Annotated in this window: 3 protein-coding genes and 2 pseudogenes; 4 read left to right on the top strand and 1 reads right to left on the bottom strand. The window is 51.5% G+C overall.

Annotation, left to right across the window (positions count from 1 at the left end):
- Positions 1–60: 60 nt before the first annotated feature.
- A pseudogene (locus tag ACFVTJ_RS25270) lies at positions 61–1,031 on the bottom strand (transposase).
- A gap of 280 nt (positions 1,032–1,311) precedes the next feature.
- Between ACFVTJ_RS25270 and ACFVTJ_RS25265 the strand changes: the two are divergent.
- The 4 genes and pseudogenes from ACFVTJ_RS25265 (at position 1,312) to ACFVTJ_RS25250 (ending at position 7,189) form a co-directional block, all read left to right on the top strand.
- Positions 1,312–2,360: pseudogene (locus ACFVTJ_RS25265) on the top strand (IS110 family transposase).
- A gap of 542 nt (positions 2,361–2,902) precedes the next feature.
- Positions 2,903–5,686 carry a glycoside hydrolase family 99-like domain-containing protein gene (locus tag ACFVTJ_RS25260; protein ID WP_386911254.1) on the top strand — a complete coding sequence of 928 codons (2,784 nt, stop codon included), beginning with the start codon at positions 2,903–2,905 and terminating at the stop codon, positions 5,684–5,686.
- Positions 5,687–5,748: 62 nt separating this feature from the next.
- Positions 5,749–6,816, top strand: coding sequence for a hypothetical protein (locus ACFVTJ_RS25255; protein ID WP_386911253.1), 1,068 nt, complete (start codon positions 5,749–5,751; stop codon positions 6,814–6,816).
- Positions 6,817–6,982: 166 nt separating this feature from the next.
- On the top strand, positions 6,983–7,189 hold the full coding sequence (locus tag ACFVTJ_RS25250) for a transposase (RefSeq protein ID WP_386911252.1): 207 nt from the start codon (positions 6,983–6,985) through the stop codon (positions 7,187–7,189).
- Positions 7,190–7,211 lie beyond the last annotated feature (22 nt).

Genomic DNA, 7,211 nt, shown 5'->3' with positions numbered 1-7,211 from the left:
GGTCTAGACATAGTTCCTCACATTCAGAGAACTCGTATGCCCGACATACCCTACTCAGCATCAGCCGCGCCAGATGGGGTCTCCTTGCCGCTTACCCATCTTGAGCGCACAATGGGGATAGATTTCATTGTAGTCCTCGATCCAACCGTCGATAAGCCGGAGCGCCGTTTCGGCGTCCGGTAGTGCCGAGATGCGGATGTAGTTTAGCTTCAGGGTTTTCACGAATGTCTCGGACATTCCGTTCGACTGGGGGCTGGCCACCGGCGTGAGGCAGGGCGTCAGATTGAGTGCTTGCGCAAACGAGCACCAGCGCGAGTTCGAGCGCATGACCATGACCTTGCCGTCATGGATGCGGCCCTTGCGAAAGGTCGTATGCTTCTCCAGCAACATGGCGTGGTTGCCCATGATGCGGTGAACCCGTTTTGCGTTGACGACAGGCTTATCGGCGGCTCGCCTTTCGCGATTGAGGAGCGCGGCGATCCGCCGATAGCCATAGGTTGGCCTTTGATCTACCAGCCTGCGAATGATGGGCAAAAGCTCTGCATCCTCGGCCTTGTGATAGGAGCCGCGCGGCTTCGATCTGCCTTTCAGCCGCTCGATGAGGTTAGAACGGGATACGCCCAGCGTATCTGCGACGGCCTTCATCGCGAACCGTCCTTCGGCAACAAGATCGGCCGCGATATCCGTTTTTTTGAGTCTGCTTTGGACAAGGCTTCCCGAAGGATTTCGACCTCCATCGTCTTGCGGCCGAGCATGCGCTCCAGCTCGCGGACGCGATCTTCCAGCTTCTTCACTTCCGAATTGCCGACCACCGGCTCGTCAGAATCCACAGCTGCAGCACCTCCCTCGCTCAAGAGCCTGCGCCACCGATAAAGCAGATTGGGCGCGACGCCATGGCGGCGAGCGGTGGACGATACCGTCTCGCCTGGTTCGAAACTCTGCTCAATGATCGTCAGCTTTTGCTCGGTTGTCCACCGCCTGCGGCGAACATCACCCGTCAGCAATTCAACGTGTCGGTACTCGTTAGACATAAGCCTATACCCAAGCCTGTGCTTGAGCCTTTCTGCTTATGCCGACTGTCCGGTCGAAATGGGGGGCAGTTCAGTCATCTGTCTTTCCTCCGTGAGCGCCACCATGGCGCTGGGCAGGCATCATACTCCGATGCCGGCCGGAGGGGGCATCCACATGGGGTAATCGCGGGAACGCTGCCCCTCTCGAGCCGATCATGATCTTGGATGGCGGCTGTTCCCCGATAAGATGAAGTACGGGCTCTCGACTGGACGCCGGGCCCAGCATCAAAGGAGAACAGCCATGGAAGAATGTATCGGCCTCGACGTGTCAATAAATGAGACTGGAGTTGCAATCCGCCGGGATGGGGTGCGTGTTTGGCGTGGGAAATGCATATCTTATCCTCACATCATTGCCGATCTAATCCGCAAGCGGGCACCGATGGTGAACCGCGTGGTGTTTGAAACAGGGCCGCTCTCGGTGTGGTTCTATCATGCGCTTCGAGCCGAAGGGCTTCCCGTGATCTGCATTGATGCGCGACACGCTAAAGCGGCTCTCGACATGGCGACAAACAAAACGGACGCGAACGACGCCGATGGGCTGGCCCGCCTGGCGGAAGTGGAATTCTTTCGCGAAGTACGCGTGAAGGGGTTTGATAGCATGTTAGCGCGCACGCTCGTCGCCGCCCGCACCCGCTTGGTCCATATGACGACCGAACTTTCTAATCAGATCCGTGGCATCATGAAGACGTTCGGCCTGGTCGTTCCGGCCGGCAAAGCGAGCGTGTTCGAGAAGAACGAACGAAATCTTCTTCCAGCCTTGATGATCTCGCCCATATCGTGCTACCGCGTCTCGATGCTTGGAAAAGTCTCCGGGCTCGCGCCGCGGACCTCGGGCGTCAGTTGGTCGCTGATGCCCGTCAAAGCCAGGCCTGCCGCATCCTTATGTCCATCCCCGGAGTGGGCGCAATAACTGCGACATCTTTTGCTACCGCCATTGAAGAGCCGGAAAACTTCAGGAAGTCACGATCCGTGGCTGCATGGATCGGCCTCAGCACGCGCCGCTACCAATCCGGTGAAGTCGATTATGATGGACACATATCCCGACGCGGAGACCGCCATTTGCGTGGGCTCTTATACGAAGCGGCTTCGGTCATTCTCACGCGCAGTTCCAAACAGAGTTCATTGCGAACATGGGGGCTTCAGCTGCGAGAGAGGATCGGCTTTAAAAGAGCTGCCGTGGCTGTCGCGCGAAAGCTGGCTGTCATCATGCACACCATGCTGAAAACGGAAGAGTTCTTCAATCCGACTGCGGGCGTGACCGAATGGTACCTGCTAGCGCTCAACAACTGAGCGCTTGAAGCGTCCCCGCCGGGACGTGAGCCGAGCCATTCAGTTGATGGGGTTGCATCGCTGTCGCAGCTGAATGCGTCGTCCACATTGAAGGTTCGTGCTACGTAGCTTCATCATGCGGCGGCTGATGTCGACCGCGAAGACAACCATGCACCCGGCAGCGATCTTCAGACAAATTCAATCTTGACGCCCCAGCTGCGATTAGACAACCCCATCAGTTCGCTTGGCTTCGTAGGCGATGACGCGCTCGATCATTTCTGGATCTTTTTTTTGCGTGTAAGCTTTGCCGGCGTCATACCTCTGGGTTTCGTCACCTGCACCACACTAGTGCATAATTACTGCCGAAAACGAGGGCTTGAAGGTGCTACATTCTAGACAGTTTCGGCCTTGCGTTTTTGCGCTTAGAAATTTACAGCTCACTCTGGATTGGTGAATTTGAGGTATTTGTCAGCGGAATGGACTCGCGGTGTCTGCGGTCTCGTAACGATTGACATTACCAATCATACACAATGCTGTATTTTATTACAAAGGACTAAGTTTTCGTGGCAAATTTGAAGATCGTTGTCGCTCTCATCGAGCATATCGGTGATATTATCGCTTGTGAACCGGTTGTTCGGTATCTTAAGGCGAAGTACCCGGATTCAACGATCACCTGGGTTGTCTCAAAAAAATTTCGATTATTGGTCGATACTAACCCCTTTGTTGATGAAACAATAGCGGTCGATTGCTTAACGGATTGGATCAAACTTTCAAATCATAACGCGTTTGATCTCGTTGTGGATCTCCACGTCAACTATCGTGTGTGTGAGTGCTGCCGGATTCCTCTTATAAAAGAGCACGGCCATCCATTTGTAAGTGTTTATGAGTGGTTTGATTATGGTGCACTTCTAGAGGCCTTTTCAATTGGCGCTGGCTTACCGCCATTATCAGCCCAGCCACGCCTATACGTACCGGAAACGGCAAAAGAATCTATTCGTGCGCTTAATTTGCCAAAAGAATATTGCGTGATCCATCGGTCTTCCAATTCGTTGATTAAGGACTGGGATGATAAAAAATGGCTGGAATTGGTTACTCACATCAAGGAAAAACAAGGTTTGCCCGTGGTGGAAATCGGGGCCGGAACATCTGACGTTAGTCCGCTGGAGGGTAACGTTGTCAACCTTATCAACAAGACAACATTGTTCGAGACTGCGGCCGTAATCGCCGGTGCGCGATTTTTCCTAGGGATCGATAGCGGACCTGCACATATGGCGAATGCCCAGGAGATCCCCGGCATTATATTACTAGGCCGCCATGCCTCGTTTCGCAAATACAATCCGTACACGGGTTACTACGCCAGCAACGACGCAGGAGTAAAAATTGTTCGCAACCTTGTCGGGAATGTTGTTGATATTTCCGTCAACGAAGTAACGCGCGCCGTTGAATATGTAAATAATGCGGCCGTTAGCGGAAACGCAAGGCGCCCGGGAGAACCAATAGGTCCGATTTCGACTGTGACCCCCCACGAACGTGGTATAGTTCGCTTGAGCGGGATATTCGATGAGGCTTGGTACCGCCTGCACACTCCAGATCTGGACGGTTCAGATATCGATCCGATTGATCACTTTTTGTTTACACGCGGAGAGCGCTCGACAGCAACTTTGCCAGGTTTCGATAGTGCATGGTATCTCAAGACCTATCCCGAAGTTGCGGCTACCGGTGTGCCTCCCTTGTTGCACTACTTGACTAACAGCGGCCACTCTAGACGCTATTGGCAAATTTTCAATACGTCAGCAAACTGGACCATCGAAGGAGAGGCGGAACAGGTCACTACGACTTCCACCAAACGCCGTACTCTTGCTGGCCCGCAAGAAGGAGGTGCAGATACTACATTATCGGAGGCCCTCGATTTCCCGACAGTACCGAGCAAACTAGAGAGTAGCAAACCAGCCACCAAGACATTCCCTAGAACCTTTGCGTTCTACCTGCCGCAATTTCACCCAATGCCGGAAAATGATTGGGCTCACGGAATGGGCTTCTCAGAGTGGCATAATGTAACTAAAGCTAGCCCTTTGTATGCCGGACACTATCAACCTAAAATTCCTGGAGAGCTGGGCTTTTACGACCTTCGTGCAGCAGAAGTGATGAAAGAGCAGATAGATCTGGCAGTCCAGCACGGAATAGATGGTTTCTGTTTCTATTATTACTACTTTGCTGGTCAAAAAATTCTCTATAAACCGATCGAGAACTACATAAAATCGGATGCGACAGCACCATTCCTATTCCTGTGGGCAAACGAAAATTGGAGCAAGCGCTGGGACGGCGGCGACCAAGAACTGATAGTTGCTCAAGAGCATTCCGATTTCGATGACCTAATGTTTATTCGGGAGCTTTTTGAGACATTCCGCGACTCCCGCTACGTGAAAATAAACGGGAAGCCCGTTTTGATGGTGTACAAGACCCATTTGTTTCCGAATATATTGGAGACAACCGATCGTTGGCGCGAGGAGGCCTTGGCAAACGGCTTTCCAGGTCTTTATCTCATCAAAGCGGAAGACTGGATACGTGACGAAGAGCACCCAAGAGTTTACGGCTTCGACGCCTCATACGAAATTCCGTCAAACCTTACGCCCGATAACGTAGAGGTCGATAAAGAAGACGCTCCGAAAATGGTCGAGGGCTTCACAGGTCGTCTAATTGACTATCAGAAATTCGCATCATTTCACGCCGGTAGCAGATATCTGGAAAAACGGCGTTTTCGAACTGTCATGCTGCCTTGGGATAATACCGCTCGTTATGGGTTGCGCGCCATAGTTCACACGAATAACCACGGTGACGGGTACAGAAACTGGCTATCTCAAGCCCTACTTGATTCATATCGCCGCAGTTGTCCTGAGGAGCGGATTGTATTTCTTCATTCTTGGAATGAGTGGTGTGAGGGGACTTATTTGGAGCCGGATGGGAAATATGGACGATACTTCCTGAACCAAACCAAGGCTGTTATCCAAAATATCCGCACTGCGATTACCGCTATGGAGTCAAATGTCGAGCCCGAAATCTGGCTTGCCTTGGACAACGCGCAGCGGTTTAAAGATGAAGGCGCCTTCAGGGCGTTGAAAGCGGCGCGAAGGGAGAGCGAATATCTTTGGCAGTTACTCCACAATCGAGAGAAACTCAGTAGTTTGTCTCGAGTACCGGCGGGGCTGTCAAAAAAAGAAATACGGATATTAATCGCTTTTTTTAAGCTGAAGCGCTTGGCCGTTCTCCCGTTCAAGAAACAACGAAGACACCAGGCGCGTAAAATCGCCAACTTACGTCAAATTCTGAGCCAAATTACTAGTTCGTGACCTGCCTTCTTGGCGGATTTTCAGATTGGGCGTTGCTTCAATACAAATATGGAGGTCTTCAGATGAATTCCATTGGTGAGGACAGACCAATGCCCAAAAAAGGCAAAAATAAGTTCGTAAGAATACTAAAAAGCCTCGAGTTATGCTTTAGGCTCGATAACAAGTTTTCCTTTTTTGAAAATAAGTTAAGAGAAGTTGAAGATCTTGAACGTCTGAATTTCAAAAGAGGGGAAGAGTTTGGCGGAGCTCTGACGAGCTTAAAGTCTCGAATTGACAGTTCAGAGTCCGACTGCAATGAAAAACTTCAAAAAATCGAGGGAATATTGGATGGGTTGAACTCGCGCTATCCAGTGCAGAACATTATCAATATGCCTAATGTGGCGTTACGTTCTCACGCGCTTAAAATATTGGGCTTGGTAAAGCCATATGACGTAATAGGCGGAAGGATGGTAAGGGTCGGACGCGATTTTGATGGTGGATATGTCATGCTGGATAATGGCTTGCGCGCCACAGTGGCATATAGCCTAGGGATTAGTGACGATGTGTCGTGGGATCTCGATATGGCTGAGCGTGGTTGTGATCTCTTTCAATACGATCACACGATAAACCGATTACCACGCGATCACGTCAACTTCCATTGGCACAAACTCGGAATCGGGCCGCGAAGCGCATCGGATCGAGAGTTAAAGAGTTTATCTCAAGTCCTTGATGACAATGGACATTCCGACCGTAGTGACCTCATCCTGAAGATGGATATTGAGGGGTCGGAGTGGCGCACCCTTGAGGAGGAGACGTCCGAGACACTGAACAAATTTTCTCAGTTAGTGATTGAGTTTCATTGGCTCACGCACCTGTACGACCCAAATCATCTAAGACGATTTGTGGATACCTTAGATAAGCTCAATCTGACACATCGCGTTGTGCATGTGCACGCCAACAACTACGGACATGTGGCTCTCATCGGCGGAGTTCTTATTCCAGACAGCCTTGAAGTAACTTTTGTAAGAATACTAGATAACGACTTCTCAGAGAGCACAAAGACGTTCCCTACCAATCTTGATATGCCCTGCGATCCAAATAAGGGCGATATTTTTCTGGGTGTATTAGGGCAGATTGCTGTGGATTTGTAAGTAAATTTTGGATTTTGCTGCCACTGGGCGTTGAGGTGCTCCCCGTTTTTGGGCCAGCGGGAGCTGGAGTTTTCCGGAGTTTTGAACCGTAAGCCCACGGTGAAGGCCGTCTTGCGATGACGGCCTGCTGACTGCCAGTCCTAGTGGTAACACTAGGAGTAGTCAAATGACGAAGCATCCAATTGAGGTGATCACGTCTGTGGAGCGCCGTCGGCGTTGGTCACGCGAAGATAAAGAGCAGCTCGTCGCTGCGTGCTTTGAGCCAGACGCGGTCATCTCCGAGATTGCCCGCGCGGCCGGTGAACCGCCCCCAAATATTGGACCAGCTGAGGCTGGAGTTTTCCGGCTTCATTCAGGGAGGCGGGCTGGTTGAGCCTCCTGATTTCATCAGCGAG

This window comes from Agrobacterium sp. NPDC058088 (genome assembly GCF_042885035.1).
GTDB lineage: Bacteria > Pseudomonadota > Alphaproteobacteria > Rhizobiales > Rhizobiaceae > Agrobacterium.
This window is presented reverse-complemented; position numbering and strand designations above follow the sequence as displayed.

Bases quoted from the DNA above. Each gene is read 5' to 3' on its own strand.
- ACFVTJ_RS25255 (WP_386911253.1), top strand. From the start codon at position 5,749: ATGAATTCCATTGGTGAGGACAGACCAATGCCCAAAAAAGGCAAAAAT.
- ACFVTJ_RS25250 (WP_386911252.1), top strand. From the start codon at position 6,983: ATGACGAAGCATCCAATTGAGGTGATCACGTCTGTGGAGCGCCGTCGG.